Origin of the sequence: Marinomonas gallaica (assembly GCF_001639745.1) — a bacterium.
Lineage (GTDB): Bacteria > Pseudomonadota > Gammaproteobacteria > Pseudomonadales > Marinomonadaceae > Marinomonas > Marinomonas gallaica.
This window is the reverse complement of record NZ_LTAX01000052.1, coordinates 1-469: the sequence shown is the minus strand read 5'-3', so window position 1 is coordinate 469 and position 469 is coordinate 1. Positions and strand designations below refer to the sequence as shown.

Here is a 469-nt window from a genome sequence, read left to right as displayed (position 1 = left end):
GCATCCGTAGCTCAGCTGGATAGAGTACTCGGCTACGAACCGAGCGGTCGGAGGTTCGAATCCTCCCGGATGCACCACTACTACCCCTTCCTTTGTTTCTCTCTATGTATTTATCAGCTTAATTTTATTTTGATCTTTTAAATACTGTTAGCTTTCTTTTTTTCTATTTTTCTTTTTCCTTCAATTTCTATTTTTCTCTGTCCTTCTGATTGTTTTTATTAAAATTTTTTAATTTTATGAATAATTGTGGGTTGCGTTTAGTGTTATGAATAATCATAATACTCTGCATTGACGGAGAGCTGGCCGAGTGGCCGAAGGCGCTCCCCTGCTAAGGGAGTATGGGGTGAAACTCATCGAGGGTTCGAATCCCTCGCTCTCCGCCATTTTAAATGTGCATCCGTAGCTCAGCTGGATAGAGTACTCGGCTACGAACCGAGCGGTCGGAGGTTCGAATCCTCCCGGATGCACC

The 469-nt window shown here is 43.7% G+C and carries 3 tRNA genes; all 3 read left to right on the top strand.

Features of this window, described 5'->3' with window-relative positions:
- Positions 1-77 (top strand) — tRNA-Arg (locus AYW76_RS18540).
- A gap of 216 nt (positions 78-293) precedes the next feature.
- A tRNA-Ser gene (locus tag AYW76_RS18535) sits at positions 294-383 on the top strand.
- A 10-nt stretch (positions 384-393) separates the two neighbouring features.
- Positions 394-467 (top strand) — tRNA-Arg (locus AYW76_RS18530).
- The last annotated feature ends 2 nt before the right edge of the window (positions 468-469 follow it).